Annotated in this window: 23 protein-coding genes and 1 pseudogene; 14 read left to right on the forward strand and 10 right to left on the reverse strand. The window is 74.3% G+C overall.

The window, feature by feature from the left end:
* Positions 1-3: 3 nt before the first annotated feature.
* Positions 4-552 (reverse strand): GNAT family N-acetyltransferase, encoded by a 549-nt coding sequence (locus O1G21_RS02385; protein ID WP_270140303.1) that lies wholly within the window; start codon positions 550-552, stop codon positions 4-6.
* Positions 536-1,471, reverse strand: coding sequence for a class I SAM-dependent methyltransferase (locus O1G21_RS02390; protein WP_270140305.1), 936 nt, complete (start codon positions 1,469-1,471; stop codon positions 536-538). Before O1G21_RS02390 ends, O1G21_RS02385 begins: the two co-directional genes overlap by 17 nt.
* A 415-nt stretch (positions 1,472-1,886) precedes the next feature.
* On the opposite strand from O1G21_RS02390, the gene O1G21_RS02395 reads away from it, so the two are divergent.
* The 5 genes from O1G21_RS02395 to O1G21_RS02415 are packed head-to-tail and all read left to right on the forward strand — an operon-like array spanning position 1,887 to position 6,517.
* A complete protein-coding gene (locus O1G21_RS02395) occupies positions 1,887-3,587 on the forward strand; it encodes an ATP-binding protein (RefSeq protein WP_270140306.1) in 1,701 nt (566 codons plus the stop codon).
* Between the two features lie 17 nt (positions 3,588-3,604).
* Positions 3,605-3,991, forward strand: a complete 387-nt coding sequence (locus tag O1G21_RS02400) for a roadblock/LC7 domain-containing protein (RefSeq protein WP_197698027.1) — start codon at positions 3,605-3,607, stop codon at positions 3,989-3,991.
* Between the two features lie 60 nt (positions 3,992-4,051).
* A complete protein-coding gene (locus tag O1G21_RS02405; protein ID WP_270140310.1) occupies positions 4,052-4,411 on the forward strand; it encodes a DUF742 domain-containing protein in 360 nt (119 codons plus the stop codon).
* Complete coding sequence (locus tag O1G21_RS02410; RefSeq protein ID WP_270140312.1) at positions 4,392-5,009, forward strand: GTP-binding protein; 618 nt, start codon at positions 4,392-4,394, stop codon at positions 5,007-5,009. The genes O1G21_RS02405 and O1G21_RS02410 overlap by 20 nt, the downstream gene beginning before the upstream one ends.
* A 35-nt stretch (positions 5,010-5,044) precedes the next feature.
* Positions 5,045-6,517: a cytochrome P450 gene (locus tag O1G21_RS02415; protein ID WP_270140314.1), complete on the forward strand. Its 1,473-nt coding sequence runs from the start codon at positions 5,045-5,047 to the stop codon at positions 6,515-6,517.
* A gap of 93 nt (positions 6,518-6,610) precedes the next feature.
* On the opposite strand, the gene O1G21_RS02420 is transcribed toward O1G21_RS02415, so the two are convergent.
* Positions 6,611-7,567: an alpha/beta hydrolase gene (locus O1G21_RS02420; protein ID WP_270140315.1), complete on the reverse strand. Its 957-nt coding sequence runs from the start codon at positions 7,565-7,567 to the stop codon at positions 6,611-6,613.
* 305 nt (positions 7,568-7,872) lie between these two features.
* On the opposite strand from O1G21_RS02420, the gene O1G21_RS02425 reads away from it, so the two are divergent.
* Genes O1G21_RS02425 through O1G21_RS02435 form a run of 3 tightly spaced genes read left to right on the forward strand, consistent with a single transcriptional unit; the run spans position 7,873 to position 11,566 of the window.
* Complete coding sequence (locus O1G21_RS02425) at positions 7,873-8,460, forward strand: (2Fe-2S)-binding protein (protein WP_270140317.1); 588 nt, start codon at positions 7,873-7,875, stop codon at positions 8,458-8,460.
* A complete protein-coding gene (locus O1G21_RS02430; protein ID WP_270140319.1) occupies positions 8,457-9,461 on the forward strand; it encodes an FAD binding domain-containing protein in 1,005 nt (334 codons plus the stop codon). The genes O1G21_RS02425 and O1G21_RS02430 overlap by 4 nt, the downstream gene beginning before the upstream one ends.
* On the forward strand, positions 9,458-11,566 hold the full coding sequence (locus O1G21_RS02435; protein ID WP_270140321.1) for a xanthine dehydrogenase family protein molybdopterin-binding subunit: 2,109 nt from the start codon (positions 9,458-9,460) through the stop codon (positions 11,564-11,566). The genes O1G21_RS02430 and O1G21_RS02435 overlap by 4 nt, the downstream gene beginning before the upstream one ends.
* Positions 11,567-11,597: 31 nt before the next feature.
* On the opposite strand, the gene O1G21_RS02440 is transcribed toward O1G21_RS02435, so the two are convergent.
* From O1G21_RS02440 to O1G21_RS02455, 4 genes and pseudogenes are all read right to left on the reverse strand, one after another.
* On the reverse strand, positions 11,598-12,449 hold the full coding sequence (locus O1G21_RS02440) for a DUF1906 domain-containing protein (RefSeq protein WP_270140323.1): 852 nt from the start codon (positions 12,447-12,449) through the stop codon (positions 11,598-11,600).
* Positions 12,450-12,786: 337 nt separating this feature from the next.
* Positions 12,787-13,011, reverse strand: a pseudogene (locus O1G21_RS02445) (hypothetical protein); the annotation flags it as partial.
* Between the two features lie 130 nt (positions 13,012-13,141).
* Positions 13,142-14,797 (reverse strand): purple acid phosphatase family protein, encoded by a 1,656-nt coding sequence (locus tag O1G21_RS02450; RefSeq protein ID WP_270140325.1) that lies wholly within the window; start codon positions 14,795-14,797, stop codon positions 13,142-13,144.
* 160 nt (positions 14,798-14,957) lie between these two features.
* Positions 14,958-15,599 (reverse strand): DUF4360 domain-containing protein, encoded by a 642-nt coding sequence (locus tag O1G21_RS02455; RefSeq protein ID WP_270140327.1) that lies wholly within the window; start codon positions 15,597-15,599, stop codon positions 14,958-14,960.
* 259 nt (positions 15,600-15,858) lie between these two features.
* Here O1G21_RS02455 and O1G21_RS02460 point away from each other — a divergent pair, with 259 nt between their 5' ends.
* Complete coding sequence (locus O1G21_RS02460) at positions 15,859-17,064, forward strand: CapA family protein (RefSeq protein WP_270140329.1); 1,206 nt, start codon at positions 15,859-15,861, stop codon at positions 17,062-17,064.
* A gap of 15 nt (positions 17,065-17,079) precedes the next feature.
* Here the strand turns inward: O1G21_RS02460 and O1G21_RS02465 are convergent, their stop codons facing one another.
* Positions 17,080-17,928 (reverse strand): SAM-dependent methyltransferase, encoded by an 849-nt coding sequence (locus O1G21_RS02465; RefSeq protein WP_270140330.1) that lies wholly within the window; start codon positions 17,926-17,928, stop codon positions 17,080-17,082.
* Between the two features lie 59 nt (positions 17,929-17,987).
* Positions 17,988-19,340, reverse strand: coding sequence for an MFS transporter (locus O1G21_RS02470; protein WP_270140332.1), 1,353 nt, complete (start codon positions 19,338-19,340; stop codon positions 17,988-17,990).
* 478 nt (positions 19,341-19,818) lie between these two features.
* On the opposite strand from O1G21_RS02470, the gene O1G21_RS02475 reads away from it, so the two are divergent.
* A complete protein-coding gene (locus O1G21_RS02475) occupies positions 19,819-22,143 on the forward strand; it encodes an ATP-binding protein (RefSeq protein WP_270140334.1) in 2,325 nt (774 codons plus the stop codon).
* A gap of 108 nt (positions 22,144-22,251) precedes the next feature.
* On the opposite strand, the gene O1G21_RS02480 is transcribed toward O1G21_RS02475, so the two are convergent.
* The gene (locus O1G21_RS02480) at positions 22,252-23,190 is read right to left on the reverse strand and encodes a LysR family transcriptional regulator (RefSeq protein ID WP_270140336.1); all 939 of its coding nucleotides are present in this window, start codon (positions 23,188-23,190) and stop codon (positions 22,252-22,254) included.
* A gap of 129 nt (positions 23,191-23,319) precedes the next feature.
* Between O1G21_RS02480 and O1G21_RS02485 the strand changes: the two genes are divergently transcribed.
* The 4 genes from O1G21_RS02485 to O1G21_RS02500 all read left to right on the forward strand — a co-directional run bounded on the left by O1G21_RS02485 (position 23,320) and on the right by O1G21_RS02500 (position 26,531).
* Positions 23,320-23,619, forward strand: a complete 300-nt coding sequence (locus tag O1G21_RS02485) for a YciI family protein (RefSeq protein ID WP_270140338.1) — start codon at positions 23,320-23,322, stop codon at positions 23,617-23,619.
* Positions 23,620-23,693: 74 nt separating this feature from the next.
* Positions 23,694-24,677: an alpha/beta hydrolase gene (locus O1G21_RS02490; RefSeq protein ID WP_270140340.1), complete on the forward strand. Its 984-nt coding sequence runs from the start codon at positions 23,694-23,696 to the stop codon at positions 24,675-24,677.
* The gene (locus O1G21_RS02495; protein WP_270140342.1) at positions 24,674-25,462 is read left to right on the forward strand and encodes a glycine betaine ABC transporter substrate-binding protein; all 789 of its coding nucleotides are present in this window, start codon (positions 24,674-24,676) and stop codon (positions 25,460-25,462) included. Before O1G21_RS02490 ends, O1G21_RS02495 begins: the two co-directional genes overlap by 4 nt.
* Positions 25,463-25,487: 25 nt before the next feature.
* A complete protein-coding gene (locus O1G21_RS02500; RefSeq protein WP_270140344.1) occupies positions 25,488-26,531 on the forward strand; it encodes a zinc-binding alcohol dehydrogenase family protein in 1,044 nt (347 codons plus the stop codon).
* The last annotated feature ends 1 nt before the right edge of the window (position 26,532 follow it).

Below are 26,532 nucleotides of genomic sequence, written 5' to 3' on the forward strand. Positions count from 1 at the left end.
TTGTCAGACCGTCGGCGCCGGCAGCAGCCGCACCAGGTGCAGCTTGGCGACGGCCTGCCCGTCCACCAGGACGGCCCGGGGTTCGCGGCCCCACACCTCGAAGCCGCAGGCGGTGTAGAGCCGCAGGGCCGGTTCGTTGCCCTCGGAGACGGTCAGCAGCACCTGCTGCAGTTGCCCGTCCTCGGCGGCGACGGCGAGCACCCGGTCGACCAGGGTGCGGCCGATCCCCCGGCCGCCGGCCGCGCGGGCCACCGCCATGCCGTACAGGGTGGCCTTGTGGCGCTCCTGGCCGCGCTGCTTCACCCGCAGTCCGGCGGTCCCGACCAGGGTGCCGTCCGGGTCGAAGGCGCCGAGCAGGGCGCCCGGGCCGTGTTCGGCCCCGGCCAACCGCTGGATCGTGTCGGCCATCGGCTTGGCGCGTTCCTCGGCGTAGCCGGAGGTGAAGGCGCTCGGCGTCTCGCGCAGGGCGGTGAGCCGGAAGGCCCGGTACGGTTCGGCGTCCGCGATGCCGAGGCGGCGGACCAGGACGGCGGGCTCAGCCGAGGCGGACACGGGTGCACCTGGTCAGGTAGGGCATGGCGATCTCCTCCCGGCCGGCCAGGCCGGGGTGGGTGGCGAGCAGGTGCTCGACGTCGGCCAGCAGGCGGGCGCGGTCGGTCTCGGGCAGGGCGATGACGTAGCTGCGGGAGGCCACCATGTCGATGATCCCGGCCGGGGTGGTGGGGTGTTCCCAGCGGATCTCCAGCCGCTCGGGCGCACCGAACGGGGCGGGCAGGACGGGTGCGGTGTCGATCTGCTGACGGTCGCAGCGGTGCATCAGTGCGCCGAGGGCGGCGGCCCAGGGCTCGGTCTCGTCCCGGACGTTCCAGACCAGGGCGAGGGTCCCGCCGGGGGCGAGCACCCGGGCGATCTCCGGTACGGCCGCCGCCTGGTCGAACCAGTGCCAGGCCTGGGCCACCACCACCGCGTCCACGCTGGCGTCGGGCAGCGGGATGTGCTCGGCGGAGCCGGCCCGCACCGCCGCCCTGGGCACGGCGGCGGCGAGCCGGTCGCGCATGCCCTGGTCGGGTTCCACCGCGACCACGTCCAGTCCGGCGTCGACCAGCAGTCCGGTCAACTGGCCCGTCCCGGCGCCCAGATCGAGCACCCGGCGGGCCTCGCGGGGCACCGCCGAGCCGAGCAGCGCCTGCGGGTAGCCGGGCCGGCCGTGCTGGTAGGAGGCGGCCGCGAGGCCGAAGGAGCGGGCCCGCAGCCGGCCGGACCAGCGCCTGGTCGCGCCCTGCCTGGTCATCCCGCAGGCCCGGCCGATCTCCTCCCAGGTCGCCTCCCGGCCGCGCCGCAGTTCCTCCACCAGGTCGGTGCGCCGTTCCTCCAGGGCCTCGATCACCCCCGAGAGCCGCTGCAGGCCGTCCAGGCCGCCACCACCGGCCACGTCCGCCGCCACTCGACGACCGAGATCGTTCACGTCCATGACCCCGCACTCTAGGAAGCGGGCGCGCTAAGTGTCAACAGAGATTGCCTTCGTGAGCAACATTTGTTGCTAAACGGCCCACAGCACCCCCCACACGAGTGACGGGACCGCCCCTAGCACGAACTCGCCTCCGCGCGTGGCGACTTGGGCCGGAAACCCTTCACACGGGCGAATCCTGACCGGGTTCCCGGCGCGGGGGCGTCCGGGCGAGAAGCCTTGGTGGCCGGGCGGTGCCGACCTGGACTGCGACCGGCGTGCGAGATGTCGGGCATGTCCGGCAAGTTGCCACAAGTCGGTTGACGCACAGTAGTTTTGAGTTTCGGTCAGGATGTCCTGAACTTGGTTATGCTGCAGCACGCCTCCGGAGCCGGTCGTCGCCCGTCCCCGTTCCGTTCCGATCGTTTGAGGATGCCGAATGCTTCGAGCTGGATCGTCACCCGCCGGACGGCGCCTCGCGCCCCTGCTCGGCTGGATACTGCCCACGGCCGTGACGGCGGCGGCGGTGGCGGTCGCCGCGGTGGTGGTGTCGGCCGGAGCCCGGGCCCAGGTGCTGTGGTGCGGGGCGACGGCCACCGTGCTGGTCGCCGTGGTCGCCGCCGAGTCCGCCCGCCGCGGCCGCGCCCTGGCCGAGCTGCGCGACGAACACGCCCGGCGGACCGACGAGTTGCAGCGCAGGCTGGCCGCCCAGGAGGACGAGATCGGGCGGATGGCCGCCGGCGAGCTGCGCCGACTGGTCGGCGGCGCCCGCTACGGCTCGTCCATCGACGTGCTGCTCCAGCCCTTCCAGCGCCCGAACCCGCTGCTGTCACGGAAGTTCCGCCACGCGCTGGAGCTGGTGGTGCGCGGCATCGCCCAGGCCGTCGACGACGAGGTCAGCCGGCGCGACTCCGCCGAGCGCGCCTTCGTCAACCTGGCCCGCCGGGTCCAGGCGATCATCCACCGCCAGGCCAAGGACCTGCGGGAGATGGAGGACCGGCACGGCAACGACCCGGCGGTCTTCGACGACCTGCTGCGCCTCGACCACGGCAACGCCCTGGTCGGCCGCCTCGCCGACTCCATCGCCGTCCTCTCCGGCGCCCGGCCCGGCCGCCAGTGGACCCGCCCGATCGCCCTCTACAGCGTGCTGCGCGGCGGAATGTCCCGGATCCTCGAGTACCAGCGGGTCGACCTCCACCCGGTGACCCAGATCTCGGTCATCGGACCGGCCGTCGAACCCCTGATCCACGCCGTGGCCGAGCTGCTCGACAACGCCACCCGCTACTCCCCGCCGCACACCCACGTCCACCTGAGCGCCTCCGAGGTGCAGAGCGGGATCGCGATCGAGGTCGAGGACGGCGGCCTCGGGCTCACCGACGAGGCGCGCGCCCGGGCCGAGCGCTCGATGCGCGAGGCCATGGTCTCCAAGGACTTCGACGACCTCACCGAGTCCCCCCGGCTGGGCTTCGCCATCCTCGGCCGGCTCTGCCAGGCGTACGGCTTCCAGGTGTCGCTGCGCCGCTCCGCGTACGGCGGTGTGCGGGCGGTCCTGGTGGTGCCCCAGGAGCTGCTCACCACCGCTCCCCCGACCGGGCGGGCGCACGGCATCGGCGCCTTCTCCGGCCCGCGGCCGCTCCCGGCGAACCCGCCCCGGCACGCGGCCCCCGCCCGGCCCTGGGGCGCCCGGACCGCCTCGGCCGGCGCCGGGTCGTCCGGCGGGCTCGGAGCGTCCACCGGGCTGGGGAAGTCCGCCGGCGTCGGGCCGTCCTACGGCTCGACCAACCCGTGGGGGGAATCCGGCCCCGGCGCCGGGGACGACGAGGTGATCGTCACCGAGCGCACCGCCAACGGCCTGCCGCAGCGCCGCCGCAGCCGGCCGACCGGCCGGGCCGTCTTCTCCGCGCCCGCCCGCGGCACCGCCCAGCCCAACGGCCCGACCGCCGGACCCGCGGCGGGACCGGCCGCCCCGTCGGCCCGGCCCAAGAAGCAGCCCGGCCTGTGGCTGGAGGCGTTCATGGAGGGCTACAAGGGCACCGGCAGCGCCGGCACGGGCGAGACGGGCGCCGCAGGAACCAGCAGCACCGCACCGAACAGCGCCGGACAGACCAGTGAAGAGACGGCAGGGAAAGGCGAGCAGTGATTCCGCACCGCAGCAACATGGACTGGATCCTCAACGACCTCGCACACAGCGTCCCGTACGTGCGCCACGTCATCGTGCTCTCCGCCGACGGCCTGCGGATCGCCCAGTACGGCGCCGACCCGGACACCGCCGACCGGCTGGCCGCCGCCTGCGCCGGACTGCAGAGCCTGGCCGCCGCCGTCGGGCACGAGTTCCCGCACGGCAACGGCGCGATGAAGCTGGTCGTCATCGAGGTGGACGGCGGCTACTTCTACCTGATGTCGGCCGGTGACCGCGCCTACCTCGCGGTGCTCGCCGACGAGGGCGTGGACGCCGGGCTGGTCAGCCACCAGATGCGCGACCTGGTGGACCGGATCGGCGAGCACCTGTCCGCCCCGCCGCGCAACCCCGAGGTGGTCGCATGAACCGCCCGACCACGGTCCCCGCCCGGGCGGGCACATGAACGAGCACAGTGAGGCAGTGACATGACCGCCGAGCAGGGCGGCTGGGACGGACCCGAGCCCGATCGCCTGTACGTGATCACCCGCGGCCGCAGCGGCCCCTCCGGGCCGGGCGTCTTCGACCTGGTCACCCTGATCGTCTCCCTCGCGGAACCGACCCCCGCCATGCAGCCCGAGCACGCGGCGATCCTGCGGCTGTGCCGCTCGCCGCTCTCGGTGGCGGAGGTCTCCGCCTACCTCGAACTGCCCACGAGCGTGGTCACCGTCCTGCTGGCGGACCTGCTCGACGACGGGCGGATCGAGGCCCGCGCCGCCGTACCGGCGGCGGAACTCCCCGACCGTGCCCTGTTGGAGGCGGTGATCCATGGACTTCAGCGGCTCTGACACGGTCGTCGGACCGGCGAGCGCGGACCTGCTGCCCGACACCGTCACCACGGCGGTCAAGGTGGTGATCGTCGGCGGCTTCGGCGTCGGCAAGACCACGCTGGTCGGCGCGGTGAGCGAGATCCGCCCGCTGACCACCGAGGAGACCATGACCCAGGCCGGGGTCGGCGTGGACGACCCGACCGGGGTCGAACGCAAGACCTCCACCACGGTGGCCATGGACTTCGGCCGGATCAGCATCAGCGACAGGCTCGTGCTGTACGTCTTCGGCACCCCCGGCCAGGAGCGGTTCTGGTTCCTCTGGAACGGCCTGTTCGAGGGCGCGCTCGGCGCGGTGGTGCTGGTGGACACCCGCCGGCTGGAGGTCAGCTTCGAGGTGATCGGACGGCTCGAGGACCGCGGCGTGCCCTTCGTGGTCGCCGTCAACGGCTTCCCCGAGGCGCCGACCTACCCGCTCGACGAGCTGCGCCAGGCGCTCGACCTGCCGCCCGAGGTGCCGATCGTCGCCTGCGACGCGCGCAGCCGCGAATCCAGCCGGGACACCCTGATGACGCTCATGCACTACCTCTACGAACTGGCCGCGCCGCCCGCCGGCTGAGCCCTTCGCACCTCTTCCGAACGACCGGAGACCCTGTGACCACCCCGTTCCCCGACGGCGCCGCCGCCCCCGTCCCACCGCCCGGCTGCCCCGCCCACCGGCACGTCGTCGAGCCGATCGGCCCCGGCGGCCTGCGCCGGCTGTACGGCCCGGAGGCCGAGGCCGACCCGGCGGGCCTGTACGAGAAGCTGCGCGCCGAGTACGGCGACGTCGCCCCGGTGCTGCTGCACGGCGACCACCGGGCCTGGCTGATCCTCGGCCACGCCGCCAACATCACCGCGCTGCGCACCCCCTCGCTGTTCTCCCGCGACTCGCGGCTGTGGAGCGCCTTCCGCAACAACGAGATCCCGCCCGACTCCCCACTGCTGCCGGTGGTCGCCTGGCAGCCGATCTGCGTGTTCGCCGACGGCGAGGAGCACCGCCGGCTGCGGAACGCCCTGCTGGACGGGCTGAACGGCTTCGACCGGCGCGGCATCCGCCGCCACGTCCGCCGCTTCACCACCGACCTGGTCCAGCTGTTCGGGCCGACCGGCCAGGCCGAGCTGATCACCCAGTTCGCCGAGCACCTGCCGATGCTGGTGATGACCAAGCTGCTCGGCATGCCGGACGAGTACGGGCCGCAACTCGTCGACGCCGCCCGGGACTTGGTGAAGGGCACCGAGACGGCGGTGGCCAGCAACGAGTACGTGGTGGCGAGCCTGCGCCGCACCATCGCGATCAAGCACGAAAGCCCCGGCGACGACCTCACCAGCCGACTGCTCGCCCACCCGGCCGAGCTGACCGACGACGAGGTGATGGAGCACCTGCGGGCGGTGCTGCTGGCCGCCAACGAGAGCACCGTCAACCTGATCGCCGACTCGCTGAAGATGGTGCTCACCGACCCGCGCTTCCGCGCCCACCTCTCCGGCGGCCAGATGACCCTGGGCGAGGCGCTGGACCAGGTGCTCTGGGACTCCCCGCCGATGTCCCTGGTGGCCGGACGCTGCGCGACCGCCGACACCGAGCTCGGCGGACAGCAGATCAAGGCCGGCGACTTCCTGCTGCTCGGCCTCGCGGCGGGCAACGTCGACCCGGTGGTCCGGCCCGATCTGTCCACCCCGCTGTACGGCAACCGCTCGCACCTGTCCTTCGGCGCCGGGCCGCACGAGTGCCCCGGGCAGGACATCGGCCGGCACATCGCCGAGGCCGGGATCGACATCCTGCTCACCCTGCTGCCGGACCTCCGACTCGCCGTCCCCGAGGAGGAGTTGACCTGGACCTCGGCCTGGATCTCGCGCCATCTCACCGCGCTGCCGGTGGAGTTCACCGCGCACGAGATCGAGCCGGACCCGGAGTCGGTCGCGGAGGCGGAGCGGGCGACGCGGGCGCGGGCGAAGGAGGAGCGGGCGGAGGAGGAGCGGGAGCTCGCCGCCCGGGCGGCGGAGGCCGCCGCCCCCGCCCCGGCGGCGACCGTCCCGGCCCAGCGGCGCAGCTGGTGGGACGTGCTGACCGGCCTGTTCCGGCGCTGAACCCGTTCCAGGCGGGCGGGGGACGGCCAGTCCCCCGCCCGCCCTTCCGCGTCGGCCGACACACCGCTCACGGCTGAGGGGCGGCGGGCCGGCTCAGGTGGTGGTGAGCGCGCGTCCCAGCACGGTCATCGCGTCCGGCAGCACCCGCCGCCAGAAGCCGTCCGTGTGCTCCCCGTCGGGGAACCGTTGCTCCCGTGCCCGCACCTGTCGCGCGACCTGGCGGGCGGCGGGGCAGAACGGGTCCTCCTGACCGCACCACACGCCGAGGGTGCCGACCTGCGCCTGGTCCAGCCGGAGCGTCGGCTCGTGGGCCTTCCAGTCCGCCTCGTCGGCGTACCCGCCGGTGGTGCGGGCGTCCGCCCAGGTGCGGAAGACGGCCGGGCTGAGGAGTGCCACGGCGTCCAGGTTGCGGCCGGCCAGGGTGCGTCCGACGGCGTACTGCAGGGCACCCGAGCCGCCCATCGAGATCCCCATCGCGGCGCGCGGCGTGGGCAGTTGGCGGGCGTGCAGCCAGCCGGGGAGTTCCTCGCGGAGCATCGCCTGCGGGTCGTCACCGCCAGGGGCCTGCTGGTGCCAGTACGTGGCGTCCCCGCCGTCCACCGCGACGACGGCGAACGGCGGCACGCCGTCCCTGACCGCGGCCGCCAGGAACTGCGGCACCCCGAGCGCCACCATGCCGTTCGCGTCGCTCCCGCGCCCGTGCAGCAGGACGCAGACCGGCAGGTTCGTACTCGCCGCGGCGCCGGGCGGGAGCATGATCACCATCGTGACCTCCCGGTTCCGCGCCGTCGAGCGCACCTGTTCGACGTGCACGGGTCCTGGTGCCGCGTCCGGCACCGTGCCGTCCGTCCCGGTCATCCCCAGCGCCTTCTTCAGCGTCACCCCGCCGGGTAGCCAGCCCGCGAGCATCCCGCCCCCGGCCGCGGCCCCGAGCAGGGCACCGCCGCCCACGACTCCGGCTCCGATCCGCAGCAGGCGCCGCCGCGACGACGCGCGGTCGGCGGGGTCCGCCGAAGACTGTTCGGTGACGCTGCCGGTCTGTGTGGTCATGTCTGTCGACCTTTCCCCGTTCGGTTCTCGTGCGTGCGGCCGTGGTCAGGCGCCGGACGGGGAGCGCAGCTGCCGTCCCACCGCTCCGGTCACACCCTCTCCGGCGGCGTCGCCGGCGCCACCCTTCCTCCGGTCGGCCGGCCCTGAGCAAACGATCATCGTAGTGGACGGGTGATCGGACCACCTGATGGCGCCCGCCTCGACGACGCCCCGGCCCCTGTCGCTGCGCCACCGTCCTGCTGCCACCGGTGTGACGCGGCGCCATGTGCCGTGTGGGCGTGGCCGGGGCAGGGGACTGTCGTGCGATGCAGAGGGAAATCACCGTTCAGGTCGACGGCACCGCGCGTCGGCTGACCGTCGACACGCGCACGACGCTGCTCGACGCGCTGCGGGAACGACTCGGGATCACCAGCCCCAAGAAGGGCTGCGACCACGGACAGTGCGGCGCCTGCACGGTGCTGTCCGGCGGGCGGCGCGTGCTGGGCTGCCTCACGCTCGCGGTCACCCAGGACGGCGCCGAGGTGGTCACCGCCGAAGGACTCGCCGCCGAGCCGACCACCGCCGAGCCGACCACCGCCGGCGAACAGCAGGCCGACGGCGGCCTCCATCCGGTGCAGCGGGCCTTCATCGACTGCGACGCGCTCCAGTGCGGCTACTGCACTCCGGGGCAGGTGGTCTCCGCGGTCGGGGTGCTGGACGAGTTCGCGATGGGCTGGCCGAGTGCCGCCACCGAAGGCCCGGGGGCGCCGCGGCTGGACCGTGCCGAGGTGGCCGAGCGGATGAGCGGCAACCTGTGCCGCTGCGGGGCCTACGTCAACATCGTGACCGCGGTGCTGCGGGCGGCCGGGGCGTCCCCGGCCGGGCGGCCGACCGGCCCGGGGGTGACCGGGTGAAGCCCTTCGACTACCTCCGGCCCGCGGACGCCGCGGACGCCGTGCGCAGCGTCGCCGGGAACCCGGACGCGGTGTTCCTCGGCGGCGGTACGAACCTGGTGGACCACCTCAAGCTCGGCATCGTCGAACCCGCTCTGGTCGTCGGCCTCGCCGGTGTGCTGCCCGCGGAGATCGAGGAGCTCGGCGACGGCACCCTCAGGATCGGCGCGGGTGTCGGCAACAGCGAACTCGCCGCCGACCCGCGGGTGCGCGAGCGCTTCCCGGTGCTGTCGCAGGCGCTGTTGTCGGGCGCGTCGGGGCAGTTGCGCAACATGGCCACCGTCGGGGGCAATCCGCTGCAACGGACCCGCTGCGTCTACTTCCAGGACGTCACGACACCGTGCAACAAGCGGGAGCCGGGCTCGGGCTGTTCCGCGGTCGGAGGGTGGACCCGGCACCACGCGATCCTCGGCGCGTCCGAGCACTGCCTCGCGGTCCACCCGTCCGACCTGGCCGTGGCGATGGCCGCGCTCGACGCCCGGGTGCGGACGCTGGGCCCGGCCGGCGAGCGCACGATCCCCTTCGTCGACCTGCACCGGCTGCCCGGCGACGCTCCCGAGCGCGACACGGTGCTCGAACACGGTGAGCTGATCACCGCGATCGACCTGCCGGCGCGGCCGATCGCCCGCCGATCGGCCTACCGCAAGGTGCGTGACCGCGCCTCGTACGCGTTCGCCCTGGTCAGCGTGGCCGCGGCGGTCGAGGTCGAGGACGGCGTGATCGTGGACGCGCGGATCGCGTTCGGCGGCGTCGCGCACGTCCCGTGGCGCGCCCACCGGGCCGAGGAGGCGCTGCGGGGCTCCTCCGCGTCGGACCGGAGCTACCGGACCGCGGCGGACGCGGAACTCGCCGACGCCCGGCCGGCCGAGGGGCTGGACGGCGGCAACGCCTTCAAGATCCCGCTGCTGCGCCGCACCCTGACCGCCACCCTGCGCGACCTGGTCGGAGAGGATCCCCGATGACGTTCCCGAGCGAACCCCGAGCCGTCGGCCGCGACCTGCCCCGCCGGGACGGCGCCGTCAAGGTCCTGGGCACCGCCACCTACGCCCACGAGACGCCGTTGGTGAACGCCGCCCACCTGCACGCCGTCCAGGCCACCATCGCCCGGGGCCGCGTCACGGCGCTGGACACCGCGGCCGCCGAAGCCCTCGACGGTGTGGTCGCGGTGCTCACCCCCGGCACGGCCGAGCGGCTGGCGTCCACCGAGGACCGGGAGCTGGCGGCCCTGCAGGGTGAGGAGGTCGCCTTCCGGGGCCAGGTCGTCGCGCTGGTCGTCGCCGACAGCTCCGAGGTGGCGCGGCAGGCGGCGGCTCTGGTGCGGGTCGAGTACGCGCAGCAGGAGCACGACGCCGAGCTGCGGGCCGACCGTGAGGACCTGTACGCGCCGGAGACGGTGAACCCGGACTTCCCCACCGACACCGCCGAGGGCGACGTCGACGCCGCGATGGCGGCCGCGGAGGTGAGCGTCGAGGAGACGTACACGACCGCGATGTACCACAACAACCCGATGGAGCCGCACGCCACGGCGGCGTTGTGGGAGCCGGCGGGTGACGGCCTCCTCACCCTGTGGGACTCCACCCAGGGCGTCCATTCGACCCGGGCCGTCCTGGCGTCGGTGTTCGGCCTCGACGAGGCGCGGGTGCGGGTCGTCTGCCCGTACGTCGGCGGCGGGTTCGGGTCCAAGGGGCAGCCGCACGTCAACGTGGTCCTGGCCGCGATGGCCGCCCGCGCGGTGCCCGGCAGGCCGGTGCGGCTGGCCCTGACCCGACAGCAGATGTTCTCCCTGACCGGCTACCGCACGCCGACCATCCAGCGCTGTCGCCTCGCTGCGGACCGCACCGGCAGGCTCACCGCCGTCGCCATCGACGTCGTCGAACTGACCTCGCGCATCAAGGAGTTCGCCGAGCAGAGCGGTGTCCCCGCGCGGATGATGTACGCCTCGCCGAACCGGCGGACCACCCACCGCCTCGCCGCCCTCGACGTCCCGGTGCCGTCCTGGATGCGCGCCCCCGGCGAGTGTCCCGGCATGTTCGGCCCCGAGGTGGCCATGGACGAGCTGGCCGAGCGCCTGGGGATGGACCCGGTCGAACTGCGGATCCGCAACGAGCCCGGCGTCGAGCCCGGTTCGGGCAAGCCCTTCTCCAGCCGCAATCTGGTCGGGTGCCTGCGGGAGGGCGCCGCGCGGTTCGACTGGTCGCGGCGCGATCCGCGGCCCGGCGTGCGCCGTCGCGGCGACTGGCTCGTCGGCACGGGCGTCGCCGCCTCCACCTACCCGGTCAGCCGCATGCCGAAGTCGACGGCGACGGTCCGGCGGGAGGGGGAGCGCTACGTCGCCGAGATCGGCGCGGCCGACCTCGGCACCGGTACGTGGACCACGCTGGCGCAGATCGCCGCGGACGCCCTCGGCGTACCGGTGGACCGGGTGGAGGTGCGGATCGGCGACACCGACTACCCGATGGCCTCGGTGGCCGGGGGTTCCTCCGGCATGACGACCTGGGGCTCGGCCGTGGTCGAGGCAGCGGGCGCCTTCCGCGCCAGGTACGGGAGCGAGCCGCCGGACGGGGCCGAGGCGTCCGGCACCGTCGGGCCGCCCGACGAGCGCCACGCGATGCACGCCTTCGGGGCGCAGTTCGCCGAGGCGCACGTCCACCTGGACACCGGGGAGGTGCGCGTGCCGCGCCTGCTGGGCGTGTTCGCCGCGGGCCGGATCATCAACCCGCGCACGGCGCGGTCACAGTTCGTCGGCGGGATGACGATGGGGCTGTCCATGGCCCTGCACGAGAAGAGCGTGCTCGACCCCCGCACCGGTCACGTCGTCAACCACGACTTCGCCGAGTACCACATCGCGGCCAACGCGGACGTCGGCACGATCGAGGCCCACTGGCTCGCCGAGCACGACCCCCACGTCAACGCCGTGGGGTCCAAGGGCATCGGGGAGATCGGCATCGTCGGCACGGCCGCCGCGGTGTCGAACGCGGTGTGGCACGCCTGCGGCGTGCGCGTGCGGGACCTGCCGATCTCCCTGGACAAGGTCCTGCCCGCGCTGGCGGAACGGCCGGAGCGCTGACGCGCGCCCGCTGTGGCGAGATCCGCACCGCTCAGCCGCCCGCCACCAGTCCGTCCAGGGCGTCGGGGTCGACGCTGAGCGTCACCCCGCCGTACGTCTCGTCGGCGCTGCCGCGGTACTGGTGGATGCGGTGGCCGGCCCACAGGTCGTCGGGCAGCCCGGCCTGTCCGCTGACGGTGGGGCGCCCGTCCCAGCGGGCGTACCAGAGCGCGTCGGGCAGCGGGGCGCGGCCGGAGCGGGCGGCGGCGACCAGGTCCGCGATGCCGGAGTCCGTGCTGGAGTAGAAGCCCGACCGGTAGCCGGCCGCCCGCAGGCCCCTGGTCCAGCCGACGGTGAAGTCGACCACCGCCCGGCTGCAGACCGGGTCGCCCACCGGGTAGGCCTCGATGTCGAGGTACACCGGGCTGCCCGGCCCCAGGCCCAGCTCCCCCAGCGCCGCCGCGGCCTCGCCCGCCTCCGCGCCGCCCTGCTCCTCGGCCCGGTCCGGGTCGATCCGCAGCGGCTTGTCCGGGCGCTGGGCGCAGGGTGCCTGCAGCCCGACGTGCGTGGGCACCAGCTTCCAGCCCATCGCCCGGACGGTGGCGACCCACTGCGGCGTCAGCCGGGGCTGCTCGCAGCCGCGCTGGCCGCCGCTGCTGTAGATGTTCACCGCGCCGTACGGCGAGGCGACGCGCCAGACGTACAGGGCCTCCACCGGCGGGGCCGAGCAGGCGTCGAACCCGGCCCCGGTGTACCGGTACTCGGGCAGCGGCTCCGTCGAACCGTCGGGCGCAGCGGCTCCGAGGGGCCAGGGACGGGCGGCCTGGGCCCCCTGTGCGGGGACGGCGGCGGGGAGGAGGACTAGCGGAACCGCGAGGAGCGCGGTCAGGGGAAGAGGACGCATCCCCCCGTCCTAGCCGTCCGCGGCGACGGTTGGCGGCCCACCGTACCGACGCGCCGCGCCCGTTCACCCGGAATCACGACACCCAACCGGCGGATCGGCGGGCACCGGTCGGGCCCGGTGCGTCCGGCGCCCCGGGCCCGGCCTGGTGGGGCGGCTACGGAGTCCCCGGGTCCTGGGGCAGGGCGCCCGGGTCGCCGGGGGGCGCCGGGGCGCCACCGGTGGCGCCGACTTCGCCGGGGACCCAGGCAGTGCCCTCACCGGTGCCCGTGTCGGTGCCCGGGGCCGTGGTGTCGCCGGCACCCGCGGTGTCGCTGGTACCCGTGGTACCGGTGCCCCTGCCGCCCAGGCGGGCGGCGAGCAGCCGCTTGCCCAGCTCGGCGCCCTTGCGGCTGTCGGCCTGCGCCTTGCTGAACAGCTCCACGACCTCGTCGTCGCCCTCCCGCTCGGCGTCCTTCAGGTAGGTCTCCATGCGCAGCGCGTTGCTCAGGCAGGCCTCGACGTACCAGAGCAGGTTGTAGTCCTTGTCCTTGGTTCCGGTGACGTGGCCCGTCTCCTCGTTCATGATCGCGACGCTCCTTCCGCGCCCCCGCGGGCACCGGCCCCGCCGGCCGGCGACCTGGGCGCGTGGACGCGTCTACCCGGGGGTGGGACGGCGATTCGCGGCGGGGCTCACCGGTGGGCGGGCGGAGTCGTCAGTCGTGGCCGTCGGTGCGGCGCCGGTGGAGCGTGAAGGTGTCGACCGGGGTGAGGTCCGCGTGCGGGCCGTCGAAGGTGTAGTAGGTGACCCGCATGGTGGTGGTGCCGCCGCGCCGGTCGCCGGGGTCGACCTCGAAGGCGGCGAAGCCGTGGGTGTTGGTGCGGTCCTGGTAGGCGGCCCAGGGGGCGTCCTCGGTGAGCCAGATCGACTCCCGGTAGGGCGCGCCGGGGGCGGGCTTGTCCTCGAGGCCGATGACCACCCGGCCCTGGGGGCGTTCGAACAGGTCGTCCTGGGTGGTGGCGGCGTTGCCCCCGGCGCCGATGACCATGTGGACGGTGCCGCGGCCGGTGTCGGCGAGGTGGAGGTCGGTGCCGGTGGGCACCGGGGTGCGGGTGTCGTTGGGCAGGGTGCCGCGGACGGGGTGGGAGCGCTCGTAGTAGTGCTCGTGGCCGCTGACCACCAGGTCGACCCCGTAGGCGTCGAACAGCGGGCCCCAGGCCTCGCGCACGCCGAGGTCGCTGCCGGAGCCGTGCTTGGAGCTGGAGATCATCGGGTGGTGCATGCAGACCACGATCCAGTCGATCCCCCGGTTGCTCCGGGCCGTGCGCAACTCCCTCTCCAGCCAGCGCAGTTGGGCGCCGCCGGAGTAGCCGCGCAGGTAGCTGTCGCCGGAGTTCTGGATGGCGACGTCGTCGTTGGCGAGGCTGATGAAGCGCACCGAGCCGACCGTGAAGGCGTACCACATGCCCCGGGTCTCCTGATCGCGGTCGGCGGTGGAGTCGGGGAGGGTGAAGTAGGTCTGGTAGCCGTCGGCGCCGATCGGGCCGTTGCCGCTCTCGTTCTCGTGGTTCCCGGCGCAGGGCATCCAGGGGCGCAGCCGGGCCGAGCGGCTGTTGTTGATGAACCAGTCGGCCCAGGTGGCGGTTCGGCTCTGGCCGTGCCGGCCGCTGTAGGAGGCGTAGCAGAGGTCGCCGTTGACCAGGTTGAACAGCGGGCCGACCCGTTCGACGGCGGCGACGATGTCGGCGGCGTGCGGGGAGCCGATCTGGCTGCTCATGTACACCGGGTACTTGCCGAGCGGCGAGGGCATGCCGTCGGGGAAGACCAGGTGGCGGCGGAGGTTGGGGGTGGCCTGGTCGCCGAAGCTGGTGAAGGTGAAGGGGGTGCGGCCGCGTGGGGCGGTGGTGAAGCTGCCGGTCTCGGGGCTCGTGCCGTCGTGTCCGGCGGTGTAGAGATAGGTGGTGCCGGGGCGCAGGCCGGTGAGCTTGGCGTGGTGGACGTACACCTCGTCCTTGCCGAGGGCGTCGCGGTAGGTGCGGGTCTCGGCCTCGACCACCTTGCCGAGGCCGCCGCCTGGTGAACCGATCCGGACCTGCGGGCGGCGGACGGACTGCGGGGTGAGCCAGGAGACGGTCATCTCGGTGGCGGGGTCGGTGCCGAACTGCAGGTGCAGGCCGCTGACGCTGGGGGTGCCGATCCGGTGCGGGGTGGCCTGGAGCAGCGGGCTCGCGGGTCCGTCGGCCGCTGCGCCCGGCGATTCGTCGGTCGGCCCGTCGGAGGCGGAGGCCGGCTGGGCGGCCGCGCCGCCGGCGACCAGGGCGGCTCCGGCCGCCGATGTGCCCTTGAGGATGGACCTGCGTGCGATGGTCATGACGCTCCGTCTGCCGAGTGGGGGGTCCGGACCCGCAGCACTGTAACGGCATGAGCATGCAAAAACGACCGCTTTCCTGACGGGCCTTCACCTTCGAGCCCGTCGGACACGCCGCGGCCCCGGCGGCCGGGGCTCCGCCGGGGCCGGGCGTGCCCGGGGATCAGGGGCACTGCTTCCAGGCGAGGTGGTAGACGGTGTTGATGCTGCCGTCGGTCGAGTCCATCGTCATGAAGCTGGTGGTGTGGGCCGGATCCGAGGCGCCGGCGGAGACGCGCAGTTCGGTGTTGATGTTGAAGTTGCGCTCCTCGCCGCAGGGCGCCCAGACCAGGGCGGCGACGTCGACGGAGTCGGTCGCCTGCCAGCTGTCGTCGGTCGGGCCGTCGAAGCGGTGGCTCCGGTAGGTGGTCCCGGGGTCCCCCTGGAAGTAGTAGTTGGCCCGCTCGACGCCGCTCGCCCCGTTCTCCAGGTGGGCGAAGCCGCGGTAGTCGGCGGAGGCGATGGCGTAGGTGAAGCCCTGGGGGACGTGCACCCGCAGGTCGAGCTGACAGTTCTTCCGGAAGTCGGTCGGCTTCGAGCCCACTCCCACCTGGGCCAGGTAGCTGCTGTACGTCACGGTGAAGGCGGTGTTGTCCGGCGACACGGCCACTGCGGCCGATCCCGCCGGACAGCCGGAGCCGTTGACGGTCGCGACGTCGATGACGATCCGGTCCGGCGGGGTGGGCAGCGAGTCGCCGCCGAAGGCCGGCGAGCCGGCCAGTGCGGCGGAGACGGCTGCCGCGGCGGCCAGGGCGCGGAGCAACATGGGCTTCCCCTTCGATCGTCCACGGGAACAGGGGCGGCGCGGCACGGACCGAGCGCTTCCCGCGCGACCCCCTCGGCAGAATTGACATGGATATGTCAGCACATCCCGCGGACCGCGTACAAGGGGTCACACATGGTCACCTTTCCCGGGACCGGCGGCTCCCCGGGTGACCTGCGGGCGTGGGGCCCACGGCCCGCCAGGCGGGCGCCCGCATAGTCGGATGGTTGGTCATCCCTTCCGATCGTGAGACGAGCCGACCATGTCCCTCCCCCGCCGACGGACCGCCGCCACCGCCCTCGCCCTGTTGCTCGCCCTCCCGGGCTGCGACGCCCCGCACCCGGCCGGGCGGGCCGCCCCCGGCACCGCGGCACCCACGCCCACCCCCGCCCCGACCGGGCCGCGGGCGTTCACCCTGCTCGCCACCGGCGACGTGCTGCCGCACACCGAGATCATCCAGCAGGCCAAGGAGGACGCCGGCGGCACGGGCTACGACTTCAGCGCCATGCTGGCCGGCGTCAAACCGCTGGTCAGCGCCGCCGACCTGGCGATCTGCCACATGGAGACCGTCTACGGCGCCGACGGCGGCCCGTACACCGGGTACCCGGCGTTCAAGTCCCCGCCGCAGGTCGCCAAGGCCCTCAAGGACGCCGGGTACACCTCCTGCGACACCGCCTCCAACCACACCCTGGACGACGGCCCGGCCGGCATCCGCCGCACCCTGGACGCGATGGACGCCGTCGGCCTCGCCCACACCGGTTCCGCCCGCACCGCCGGGGAGGCCGGGCGGCCCGCGCTGCTGCGGGCCGGCGGTGCGACGGTGGCCCAACTCGCCTACACCTACGGCACCAACGGCATCCCGCTGCCCAAGGACGAGCCCTGGGCCGTCAACCTGATCGACCGGGACCGGATCCTCGCCGACGCCCGCGCCGCCCGGGCCGACGGCGCGGACCTGGTGGTGGTCAGCATCCACTGGGGCACCGAATGGCAGGACGCGCCCAACGAGCAGCAGCTCACCCTGGCCCGCGAGCTGTCCGCGGCCGGGCAGGGCCCGGGCCGGCCCGACATCGACCTGATCCTCGGCACCCACGCCCACATCCCGCAGGCCTACGAGAAGATCGGCGACACCTGGACGGTCTACGGCCTCGGCGACCAGCTCGCCGGGCACATGTTCACCTACGACGGTGCCGAGGACCCGCGCGGCAACTGGAGCTCGATCGCCCGCTTCACCGTCAGCCCGCCGGCCGGGCCCGGGCAGCGGTGGGCGGTGAGCCGGGCCGAGTTCGTCCCGCAGATCACCGACCTCGGCCCGCCCTACCGGGTGCTCGACCTGCGCGAAGCCGTGCGCCGCAACCCCGGCCGCGCCGACTGGGCCCGCGCCCTGGAGCACATCCGCACCGTGGTGCTCAGCCGCGGCGCCGGTTCGGCCGGGCTCACCATGGCGTCGCAGCAGCAGCCGCAACCATGACGGCCGCGGCGGGCGTCACGGCTTGCGGCCCACCCCGCCGTACACCGAGACCTCGCCGTCGGCCGGCGCCGAGAGCCCGTCCGGCTCCGGGTGCCACCGGTTGATCAGGACCACGCCCGGCTCGTCCAGCTCCAGCCCGGCGAAGAAGCGTGCCACTTCGGCCTGCGAACGCATGTGCACCTCGATCCCGGCCTCCGCGTACCGGCGCGCACCGGCCGCGGCCTGCTCCGGCGCGTTGTCGGCGGTGCCGGCGGTCAGGGCCAGGAAGCTGCCGGCGGGCAGGGCCTCCAGCAGCTTGCGGACGGGCCGGTGCGCGGCCTCGTCGGACAGGAAGTGCACGATGTTGATCAGCGTCAGCGCGACCGGCTCGGTCAGGTCCAGGGTGGCGGCCACCGCCGGGTCGGCCAGGAACTTCTCCGGATCGCGCAGGTCACCCTCGACGTAGGCGGTGCGGCCCTCGGGCGTGCTGGTGAGCAGCGCGCGCGAATGGGCCAGCACGATCGGGTCGTTGTCCACGTACACCACCCGGCAGGCCGGGTCGACCGCCTGGACGATCTCGTGCAGGTTGGGCGCGGTGGGAATGCCGGTGCCGACGTCCAGGAACTGGCGGATGCCGTGCTGTTCGGCCAGCCGACGGACCATCCGGTGCATCACGGCGCGGGCGGCGGCGGCCCCGGCCCGGGCGGCGGGCAGGTCGGCCAGCACCCGGTCGCCGACCTCGCGGTCCGCCGGGAAGTTGGTCTTGCCGCCGAGCAGGTAGTCGTAGACCCGCGCGGAGTGCGCCCGGTCGGTCCGCAGGTCCACCTGCGGCGGCTGCTCGAAGTCCGCGTCGATCAGCCAGCTGTCCGGCTCGTTGCCGTCCACTTTCGCCCTCCCCGTCCGGCGTTGACCCGGAACACTCAACCACAGGACGTGGATGTCCGTCAGGCGGTTCCGGGTGTCCGCTGAACGTCGGCTTCCGCCTCCCGGAGGGCGGCGGTGAACGAGGGCACCCGCATGGCCGTCAACAGGCCCAACGCCGGTCCGGCGGTGCAGATCGTGACGTAGACCGGGATCACCCCGAGGCCGTCGTGGTGGTCCAGCCACTCGGCCAGCAGCGGGAAGGTGCCGCCGAACGCGGCTATGGTGGCCGCGTTGACCACGCCCAGGCCGACCGCCCGCACCTCGGTCGGGAACAGCAGCCCGGTGAAGACGTTGAGCGTGCCGAGCACCGTCGCCACCATCATCCCCAGCAGTACGGCCACCAGTTGGAACGGCAGCCAGCCCCCGCGCAGCCCGGCCAGCAGGATCCCGACCAGCGGGATCGGCAGCCCGAAGCCGATCCGGGCGACCGGCAGCAGCCCGAAGCGGTCGGCGGCCGCGCCGGTCAGCAGCATGGTGGCCAGCACCATCGCCAGCACCACCGTCATGAAGGAGGCCGCCCGCTCCTTGTCGATGACGTGGTAGGCGGCCGCGTACTGCGGCAGGTAGGTCAGGGCGAAGTAGTAACCGACCGTGCCGCCCAGGGTGTTGAGGAAGACGGTGAGCACCGCCCAGCGGTGGTCGCGGAGCGTGCGCAGGAACGGCGGGCGGCCACCCGGCCGCACCCCGGCTCGGGCGCGGTGGAACTCGGCACTCTCCGGCGCGGCCCGCCGCACCCACACCGCGCCCAGCCCGAGCAGCGCGGCGACCAGGAAGCCCCAGCGCCAACCGCCGTTCTCCAGGCCGGACTTGCCGATGGTGTGGATCAGCAGGGTGAGCACCCCGAAGGAGAGCAGCGAGCCGAGGATGATCCCGCCGTAGGACACCGAGCTGAACGCGAAGCGGTGCCGGGGCGGGGCCGTCTCGGTCACGTACGCGGCGACGCTCGGCGCCTCCCCGCCGAAGGCGAGACCCTGCACCACCCGCACGACCACGGCCAGCACCGCCGCCCAGGCGCCGATGGTCCGCTGCCCCGGCATCGCGGCGATGCCCAGGCTGGCGACGGCGATGACGGCCATGCCGAGGCTGAGCGCGAAGCGCCGCCCCCGGGTGTCGCTGAGCCGCCCTATCAGGTACGAGCCGACCGGCCGGGCCACGAAGCCCACCGCGAAGGTGGCGTACGCGGCGAGCACGCCGCTGACCCCGCCCTTTCCGTGGCCGAACAGGTCGGCGGCGAAGTAGGGCGCGAGCACGGCGTAGATGTTCCAGTCGAAGGACTCGACCACCGACCCCACCGTCGCCGCCGCCAACTCCCGCCGCCGGCCCCCGTCCTGCACCCCGTCACGGGCCGGGGTGGAATCGATGTGATCTGTCATGGCGTCAGCATGGCACCGTTCGACCTGCGGCGGAATCGGGTGCGGTGACGGGCTGTGGTGACGGCGTGTGGCGACGGGATGCGGTGACCCCGCGACGGCCGGGCCGCGGTCGGCCGTCGCGGGGGTCGGGGCGCGGCACCCCCGTCGCCGCGCCTTGTGTCCGGTCCGTCGGCGGGCACCCGGGAGGGGCACCGCCGTCGGACCGGTGGATCGGTCGGCCACGTTCCGAACGCCGTGCGGGCGACGGCGACGATCCGGGCCGGACCCGTGGTCGGACGCGAAGCACGCCCGCGGGCGTTCGCTCGTTCCCCCTCGGACGGGTCCGTCGGCCTTCATCCTCGCCCCGGCGCGGCCGCGATGACCACGACGTTGACCGGACGTTGACCTGACACTTGGGCCCGTCGGGGCTACGCTCATTCGCGATCCGGGTCGGACGGGCGGGGCGACGACGCGGTTGGCAGGGGACCCGGGGGGATCTGTGGGGGCTGAGGTTTTCGCTGCGCTGCTACGGGAGCGACGCCTGTCCGTGGGGTGGAGTCAGGACGAACTCGCCGAGCGTTCGGGGGTGTCGGCCCGCTCGATCAGCGCCCTGGAGGCGGGTGGGCGCCGACCGCGGATGTCCTCGGTGGTCCGGCTCGCCGAGGCCCTCGGCATCGACCCGGACACCCGCGGCCGGTGGCTGACGGCGGCGCGGGACACGGATCCCCCGCCCTCCGCGGAGGCGACGCCCGCCGGCTCCCCGCCCCCTCCCCAGGAGGGACCGACCTGCCCGCAGCAACTGCCCATGGCCATCCGGCACTTCACCGGCCGGACCCGGGAGCTCCAGCTGCTCGACGAGCTGCTCGTCGACGTGACCCCCGGCTGCGGCGCGGTCGTGATCTCGGCGATCGCCGGCACCGCGGGCGTGGGCAAGACCACCCTGGCCGTGCACTTCGCCCACCGGGTGGCCGACCGCTTCCCCGACGGCCAGCTGTTCGCCAACCTGCGCGGCTTCGACCCGGCCCGGGCCCCGGTCGACCCCGCCGACGTGGCCCGCGGCTTCCTGGACGCGCTGGGCGTGCCGGCCCTGCGCGTCCCCGCCGACCCGGACGGGCGGCTCGCCCTGCTGCGCAGCCGGCTGGCGGGCACCCGGACGCTGATCGTCCTCGACAACGTCCGCGAGGCGGAGCAGGTCCGCCCGCTGCTCCCCGGCTCGAACAGCTGCCTGGTCGTGGTCACCAGCCGGAACCGGCTGCCCGGGCTGGTCGCCCTGGACGGTGCCGTCCCGCTGGCCCTGGACGTGCTCTCCCCCGCGGAGGCGCGCGAACTGCTCGCCCGCCGCCTGGGCGCCGCGGCCGTCGCGGAGCAGCAGGACGCGGCAGACGAGCTGGTCGAGCTGTGCGCCCGGCTGCCGCTCGCGCTGAACATCGCCGCCGCCCGGGCCGCCGACCACCCCGGCACCCCGCTCGAGGTGTGGGCGCGCGAACTGCGCGACTCCCGGGCCCGCCTGGACCTCCTGTCGGCCGGCGACAGCCATGCCGACGTCCGGGTGGTGCTCTCCTGGTCCTACCGCGCGCTGGCGCCGCGGGCCGCCCGCCTGTTCCGGCTGCTCGGGCTGCACCCGGGCCCGAGCATCGGCACGTCGGCGGCCGCGAGCCTCGCGGGCCTGTCGGTGTCCGAGGCCCGCGCCCTGCTGGAGGACCTGCACCGCGCCCACCTGATCACCGCGCCGGAGCGGGACCGGTACACCTTCCACGACCTGCTGCGCGCCTACGCCGCCGAACGGGCGGCCTGCGACGAGTCCCCGCAGGAGCAGGCCGCAGCCACCCTGCGGATGCTCGACCACTACCTCCACACCGCCCACCACGCCGCCCACCTCGCCTACGCGGACGACGTCTCCTGGCAGTCGCTCGACCTCCCGGAGCCCGCCGCCGGGGTGACGCCCGAGGAACTCGCCGACCGGCAGCAGGCGCTCGCCTGGTACCGGGAGGAGCAGCCGGTGCTGGAGCGGATCGTCGACTCGGCGCACCGGACCGGGGCCGACGTCCACGCCTGGCAGCTCGTCGGCGCCCAGGTGCCCTACCTGCTCAAGTCGGGGCTGTGGCAGCAGTGGCAGCGGGCGAGCGAGACCGCGCTGGCCGCCGCCGAACGCACCGGGGACCTCGGCCACCAGGCCCACGCGCACCGCTGGCTCGGCCAGGTGCACCGCTCCCAGGGCCGCCTGGCCGAGGCCCAGCGCGAACTGCGCCTGGCCCTCGGGCTGTTCGAGGCGCTCGGCGACCGGCCGCGCGAGGGCCGGACCCGGCTCGACCTCGCCATCGCCCACGGCGAGGAACACGCCGACGCCGAGGCCGTGGCCGAGTCCCGCCGGGCGCTGGAGCTGTTCGAGGCCCTCGGCGACCCCTCCGGACAGGCCCTCGCGCTCAACAGCATCGGCTGGTACCTGGCTCAGCAGGGTCTGCTGCGGGAGGCGCTGCCGCACTGCCGGCGCGCCCTGGACCTGGCCCGCGACGCCGGCAACCTCCCCGGCCAGTCGTCCATCTGGGACAGCATCGGCTTCATCCACCACCGGCTCGGCGAGTACCACGAGGCGCTGCCCGCCTACCACGAGTCGCTGCGGCTGCGGGTGGCGGTCGGCGACTACTTCCTCCAGGCCGACATCCACACCCACCTCGGGGACACCCACCTCGCCCTCGGCGACGCCGAGGCCGCCCGGGCCGCCTGGACGCGCAGCCTCGCCATCCTCGAGGACCTGCAGCACCGCGACGCCGACGCCGTCCGGGCCCGGCTGGCCGGCTGCCCCGCGCCGGAACCGCCCCGCTGACCGGCACGTCGGGCCGCCGGTTCGCGGCGGTGCCGGGCGGCTCGGAGACGAACGGCGCGATCCGGTCGGACCGGGCCGTTCGCGCCCGCGTGGACCGCCGTCGTCGGCTCAGCCCGACTCGGCCGGGCCCAGGCGCCGTCGGAGGTGGCGGGGTGTCAGGATTCCTTGGCCCGCCAGCGTGTCCAGGAAGGCGGCGGTGATGGGGTCGGGAGTGGTCCGGGTGTAGGCGGTCAGGGGACGGCTGACCGGTGGGTCCGGGCGCAGCACGGCGCCGTTGAAGCGCGGCGGGACGGTGTTGGCGGGGACGAGGGTGGGGCCCAGGCCGGCGGCGGCGTAGTTGGCCGCGGCGGGGGCCTGTTCGGTGCGGACCGCCACCCGGGGGCGGAAGCCGGCTGCGGCGCAGGCCTGTTCCAGCAGGTCGGCCAGGCCACTGTCGGGGGTGAAGTGCACCCATTCCCGCTCGGCGAGCTCGGCCAGCCGGACCCGGGGCGCCCGGGCGGAGTCGGCTCCGGGTTCGGCCGCGGGGTCGTCGGTGTGAGTGATGAGGAGGAACTCCTCGGTGCCGAGGTGGCGCACGGGCCCCTCCCAGCCGGGCGGCGGCGGTCCTACGGCGATGTCGGCCTGACCGGCGTTCATGGCCGCGGCGAGTTCCTCGGTGCGTCGGTGCTCGAACAGCCTGACCCGCACGCCCGGGTGGCGCCGGCGCCACGCGCCGAGGGCGGCGGGCAGCAGGCCGTAGCTGATCGAGTAGAGGGTGGCGAGGTGGAGTTCGCCGGTGGCGAGGCCGGCGGTGCGACGGGCGGCGGTGGCGGCGCGCCGGGCCTCGGCGAGGGCGGCGCGGGCGTGCGGGAGCATGGCCCGCCCTGCGGGGGTGGGGCGCACGGCGCGGGGCAGGCGTTCCAGCAGCGGGCTGCCGATCTCGCGTTCCAGGGCCTGGAACTGGTGGGAGAGGCCGGGCTGGGTGATGTGCAGGAGTTCGGCGGCGCGGGTGAAGGAGCCCTCGTCGACGATCGTCACCAGGTATTCGAGCTGTCGCAGCGTTGGCATGTGTCCAGCTTATGGTTTCGATAGGAATCAGTCCTTGGACGCATGGCGCCTCGGTCCGCAGGATGGGGTCATGTCCGGCGGGGCGGTTTCGGAGCCCCGCCGCTTCCCCCCCAGCAAGGAGTTGTCTCCATGTCCAACGAATCCGGCGCCGGTGTCCTCGCGGTCTTCAAGGCGGCCCCGCACGCCACGGAGGAGGATTTCGCGAAGGTCATCGACGCGGAGCTGGCCCGGGCCAAGGAGCTCGTCGGTCAGGGCGTGATCGCGCACGGCTACCACCGCGCGGACTGCGTCGGTGCGGCGCTGGTCCTGGACGCCGGGACGGTCGAGGCCGCGCGCGAGATCATCGCGACCTTTCCCGCGGTCGCGGCCGGCCTGATCGACACCGAGGCGGTCATCCCGCTGGTTCCGCTGCAGCTGCCGCAGGACTGACGAACCGCTCGGACGGCCGGGCACCACCGATCCGGGGTGCCCGGCCGTCTCCCGGAAACCCGGAGGAACCCTCCATGCCCCAACCGTCCGAGCCGCCGGCCCCGGTCCTCGACCCGGCCGCCCGCGCGCTCGCCGACCAAGCGGCGGCCGGGCCCGACCCGCGCCGGCTTCCCCTGTCGGAGCTCCGCGCCCGGCTGGACCTGGCCCAGTCCGGCCCGGTCGACCGCCCCGACGCCCAGATCGAGGACCTGTCCGTGGCCGGGCCGGACGGCCCGGTCCGTGTCCGGCTGGTACGGCCGACCGTTCACGTCCCGTCGCCGCTGCCGGTGATCCTCTACCTGCACGGCGGCGGGTGGATCGCCGGCAGCGTGGTCAGCCACGACCGGCTGGTCCGGGAGCTGGCGGTGGGGGTGGGCGCGGCCGTGGTCTTCGTGGACTACGACCTCGCCCCCGAAGCCCCCTATCCCACCGCCCTGCGGCAGGCCCGCGCGGCGGCCCACTGGGTGGTCGACCACGGCCCCGGGCAGGGGCTGGACCCCGCCCGGATGGCCGTGGCCGGGGACAGCGCCGGCGGCAACCTGGCCGCCGCGCTGACCCTGCTGGCCAAGGAGCACGGCGAGTTCGCCTTCCGCCACCAGGTGCTCATCCACCCACCCCTCTCGGCGGACTGTGACACCGACTCCTACCGCCGCTTCGCCCGGGGCTACTTCCAGAGCGCCGATCACCTGCGCTGGCTGTGGCAGCAGTACGTACCCGATCCGGCGCGGCGGAGCGAGCCGACGGCCGCGCCACTGAACACCGAACTCCACCAACTCACCGGACTGCCACCGGCGTTGGTGATCACCGCCGAGGCCGACGCAGTTCGCGACGAGGCGGAGGCGTACGCCGCGAAGCTGCGCACGGCCGGCGTGCCGGTCACCTGCGTGCGCTACCAGGGCACGGTCCACGCCTTCGTCGTCCTCGACGCCCTGCGGGGGACCAGTGCCGCCCGCGCCGCGCTCGCCCAGATCGTCGCGACCCTGCGCGAGGCACTCCACCCACCACAGGAGATCCCGTGAACACTCCCCCGTCCGGGCCCACGATCACCGTGGGCAACATCGCCCTGTCCTTCCACCGCGCCACCGCGGCCGTCACCCGCCGGGTGCTGGAGGCCCACGGTCACCGGGTCGAGAGCATCGAGGCCCCGCACGAGCAGCTGTTCCGGCTCCAGGCCGAGGGCCGGGTCGACGTCCTGGTCTCCGCCTGGCTGCCCTCCAGCCACCACACCTACCTCGCGGCCTACCGCGACCAGGCGCACCTGCTCGCCCCGCACTACCAGCCGTACTGCGTGTGGGCGGTGCCGCCGTACGTCCCGGCCGAGGCGGTGCGCGAGGTCGCCGATCTCGCCCGGCCCGACGTCGCCGCCCGCGTGACGCGCGCCATCGACGGCATCAACCCGGGCGCCGGCATCAGCCGCTTCTCCGCCCGGATGGTCACCGCCTACGGCCTCGACCGCGCCGGATACACCTTCACCCCCGGCACCGAGGCCGGCTTCATCGCGCGGGTCGAACAGGGGATCGCCGACCGCGAGTGGTTCGTGATCCCGCTGTGGCGCCCCCAGTACCTCAACCGCCGCCACCACCTCCGCCCACTGGCCGAGCCCAAGGGCCTGCTCGGTACCGTCGACGCCGCCGCCCCGGTCATCCGCCGGGCGAGCCTCGGCCACATCCACCCCGAGGCACTGGCCCGCCTCGACGCCCTCCACCTGGGCAACGACGGTGTCGAGGAACTCGACGCCTGGATCAACACCGACGGCCTCACCCCGTTGCAGGCCGCCGACCGCTACCTCGCGGCCCACCCGTAGCCGCCCATCCACCGGAGACCTGCAGATGCACCCGCACACCGACACCATGCCCGCCGTCGCCTACCGCACCAGCCTGCCGATCGACGACCCCGCCAGCCTGGAGGACCTCGAACTGCCGCTCCCCCAGCCCGGCCCCCACGACCTGCTGGTCCGGGTGGAAGCCGTCGCCGTCAACCCTGTGGACCACAAGGTCCGGCAGAACGCCGACCCGGGCGGCGAGCCCCGGGTGCTCGGCTGGGACGCCGCGGGCACCGTGGTCGCCGTCGGCGAGCAGGTGACCCTGTTCCGCCCCGGCGACGACGTCTACTACGCCGGCGCACTCGACCGCCCCGGCACCAACTCCCGCTTTCACGCGGTCGACGAGCGGCTGACCGGCCCCAAGCCCGCCACCCTCTCCTTCACCGAGGCAGCCGCCCTGCCGCTCACCACGCTCACCGCCTGGGAGGGCCTGTTCGAACGACTGGGCCTGCGCCACGGCGACCTCGCACGGACCGGCACCCTGCTGGTCACCGCGGCGGCGGGCGGCGTCGGCGCAATCGTCACCCAACTCGCCCGCACCCTCACCGGCCTGACCGTGATCGGCACCGCCTCCCGGCCCGAGACCGTCGAGTTCGCCCGCCGGATGGGCGCCCACCACGTGATCGACCACCACCGGCCGCTGACCGACCAGTTGGCGTCCGTCGCACCCGGCGGCATCGACCACGTGTTCAGCACCGCCGGCACCGACCGCAACCTCGCCGCCTACGCCGAAGCACTCAACCCCTTCGGGCAGATCGTCGCCATCGACGACTTCGACACCCTGGCGATCGGCGCCCTGAAGGCCAAGAGCGTCTCGTTCCACTGGGAGTTCATGTACACCCGATCGATGTTCCGGACCCCCGACCAGGCCACCCAGCACCGCATCCTCGCCGAGCTCTCCCGGCTGGTCGACGCCGGGCTGATCACCACCACCGCCACCCGGGACCTCGGCCCGATCAACGCCGCCAACCTCCGCAAGGCCCACCGCCACCTGGAATCCGGCCGCGCCATCGGCAAGACCACCCTGACCGGCTGGGCGATCGACGCGTAGC

This window comes from Kitasatospora cathayae, from assembly GCF_027627435.1.
Taxonomy (GTDB): Bacteria; Actinomycetota; Actinomycetes; order Streptomycetales; family Streptomycetaceae; genus Kitasatospora; species Kitasatospora cathayae.

Bases quoted from the DNA above. Each gene is read 5' to 3' on its own strand.
- O1G21_RS02390 (WP_270140305.1), bottom strand. From the start codon at position 1,471: ATGGACGTGAACGATCTCGGTCGTCGAGTGGCGGCGGACGTGGCCGGT.
- O1G21_RS02395 (WP_270140306.1), top strand. From the start codon at position 1,887: ATGCTTCGAGCTGGATCGTCACCCGCCGGACGGCGCCTCGCGCCCCTG.
- O1G21_RS02400 (WP_197698027.1), top strand. From the start codon at position 3,605: ATGGACTGGATCCTCAACGACCTCGCACACAGCGTCCCGTACGTGCGC.
- O1G21_RS02405 (WP_270140310.1), top strand. From the start codon at position 4,052: ATGACCGCCGAGCAGGGCGGCTGGGACGGACCCGAGCCCGATCGCCTG.
- O1G21_RS02410 (WP_270140312.1), top strand. From the start codon at position 4,392: ATGGACTTCAGCGGCTCTGACACGGTCGTCGGACCGGCGAGCGCGGAC.
- O1G21_RS02420 (WP_270140315.1), bottom strand. From the start codon at position 7,567: ATGACCACACAGACCGGCAGCGTCACCGAACAGTCTTCGGCGGACCCC.
- O1G21_RS02425 (WP_270140317.1), top strand. From the start codon at position 7,873: ATGCAGAGGGAAATCACCGTTCAGGTCGACGGCACCGCGCGTCGGCTG.
- O1G21_RS02435 (WP_270140321.1), top strand. From the start codon at position 9,458: ATGACGTTCCCGAGCGAACCCCGAGCCGTCGGCCGCGACCTGCCCCGC.
- O1G21_RS02440 (WP_270140323.1), bottom strand. From the start codon at position 12,449: ATGCGTCCTCTTCCCCTGACCGCGCTCCTCGCGGTTCCGCTAGTCCTC.
- O1G21_RS02450 (WP_270140325.1), bottom strand. From the start codon at position 14,797: ATGACCATCGCACGCAGGTCCATCCTCAAGGGCACATCGGCGGCCGGA.
- O1G21_RS02455 (WP_270140327.1), bottom strand. From the start codon at position 15,599: ATGTTGCTCCGCGCCCTGGCCGCCGCGGCAGCCGTCTCCGCCGCACTG.
- O1G21_RS02460 (WP_270140329.1), top strand. From the start codon at position 15,859: ATGTCCCTCCCCCGCCGACGGACCGCCGCCACCGCCCTCGCCCTGTTG.
- O1G21_RS02470 (WP_270140332.1), bottom strand. From the start codon at position 19,340: ATGACAGATCACATCGATTCCACCCCGGCCCGTGACGGGGTGCAGGAC.
- O1G21_RS02480 (WP_270140336.1), bottom strand. From the start codon at position 23,190: ATGCCAACGCTGCGACAGCTCGAATACCTGGTGACGATCGTCGACGAG.
- O1G21_RS02485 (WP_270140338.1), top strand. From the start codon at position 23,320: ATGTCCAACGAATCCGGCGCCGGTGTCCTCGCGGTCTTCAAGGCGGCC.
- O1G21_RS02490 (WP_270140340.1), top strand. From the start codon at position 23,694: ATGCCCCAACCGTCCGAGCCGCCGGCCCCGGTCCTCGACCCGGCCGCC.
- O1G21_RS02500 (WP_270140344.1), top strand. From the start codon at position 25,488: ATGCACCCGCACACCGACACCATGCCCGCCGTCGCCTACCGCACCAGC.